The following is a 1564-nucleotide window of genomic DNA, read 5'->3' as shown; positions in this document are numbered from 1 at the left end:
GACGCCGGGAGCGAGGGACAGCGATACGTTCGACGCGTTGCAGCCGGGGCCGGCGATCCGCGTCGCGCCCCGCAGCAGTTCACGCTGCTTGCCGTCGCCGACGAGGAGTTCCGGCACGCCGTACGCCCACGGCTCAGCGTGCTCGCCGCCGTAGAACGCGGCCCAGTCGGACGCGGAGGTGAGTCGGTGGTCGGCCCCCGCGTCGATCACGAGCGGCGTGTCGCCGAGGGCATCGGTGTAGGCCGCGGACTGTCCGTGCGGGAGTGCGAGGAACACGACGTCGTGCCCGGCGAGTACCTCGGGCGTCGTGGCCTGCAGCTCGAGGTGCGCGAGCGAGCGCAGGTGCGGCTGGTGGGAGATCAGCGGCTGCCCGGCGTTGGCGTGCGCCGTGACCGTGCGGATCTCGACGTCGGGATGATCGGCGAGCAGGCGAAGGATCTCGCCGCCCGCATAGCCGGAGGCGCCGGAGACGGCGACCGAGAGGGTCATGGATCCACCTTAGAAGTCGGGGCTGTTGCTGCAATGAGCGTGAACCGGGGCGGCGACGCCCGTATGCCCGACCGACGGCGGGTTACGAGGTCGCCGAGACTCGGCGTGCGACCCGACGTCGACGCACGACAACGGTGCTCACGGAGAGCTCCTCGTTGCGGACGGCGTTCGACGACATTCCGCGAGAGTATCCGGAGCAACCGGACGGGGGCAAATCCGGGACCCGGACCACCGATCCGAGCGCACGGAAAGGTGATCCAGCGACTTCTTTCAGTTTGTCCCCCATTTGGGGGACAAGTTGGGGGTATGCTCATGGCACTGCCCTCATCGCCGACCACTTCCGACTGCCCCCGCGTCGGCGATGAGGGCAGACCACTGCCCCGACGCCGTCGGGCGACTCACACTCCCGCGTCACCGTCGCGGATCGCCGCGCCGAACCGCTCCGCCGCGACCGCGACACCGGCCAACTTGGCATCCGTCGCCTCCGCCGCCGTGAGCGTGCGGTCGTCGGCGCGGAAGCGCAACGCGAACGTCAGGCTCTTGGAACCCTCCGCCACCCCGGCACCGCGGTAGTCGTCGACGAGACGGGCGCCCTCGATGAGCGGCGCCCCGCCCTCGAGCAGCGCGGCGCGCACGTCACCCGCGGCGACCTCGGCCGGCACGACCACGGACACGTCCTGCGTCGCCGCCGGGAAGCCGGACAGCGAGGCCGCGACCACGCGCGCCTGCGCGCGCTCGAGCAGGGCGTCGAGATCGAGTTCGGCGACCAGCACACGACCCGGGAGGTCGGCCTCCGCCGCGACCGTCGGCAGCAGCTCTCCGACGTAGCCCACGTCGACACCGGCGACGAGCACGCGCGCCGTGCGGCCCGGGTGCAGCGCGGCACGCTGCGCCTGGACGAGCTCGATGTCCACACCCGCCGCCCCGGCCAGCACGCGCACGGCGTCGACGGCGTCGGCGAAGTCGGGCGCGACCGCTGCCTGGCCCGGCTGCTTGGCCACGAGGTGACCCGTCAGCAGCACGGCGACGTGTCGGCGCTGCGGCGGGATCGAGGCATCCAGCGCGGTCAGCGTCG

General features: G+C 72.4%; 2 pseudogenes. Both read right to left on the bottom strand.

The features are described from left to right. Positions 1–489: pseudogene (locus tag I5G_RS09575) on the bottom strand (N-acetyl-gamma-glutamyl-phosphate reductase); the annotation flags it as partial. A 398-nt stretch (positions 490–887) separates the two neighbouring features. Beyond that, positions 888–1564 (bottom strand): annotated as a pseudogene (locus tag I5G_RS21665) (phenylalanine--tRNA ligase subunit beta); the annotation flags it as partial.

Source organism: Microbacterium sp. B19 (genome assembly GCF_000333395.1).
Classification (GTDB): domain Bacteria; phylum Actinomycetota; class Actinomycetes; order Actinomycetales; family Microbacteriaceae; genus Microbacterium.
This window is presented reverse-complemented; position numbering and strand designations above follow the sequence as displayed.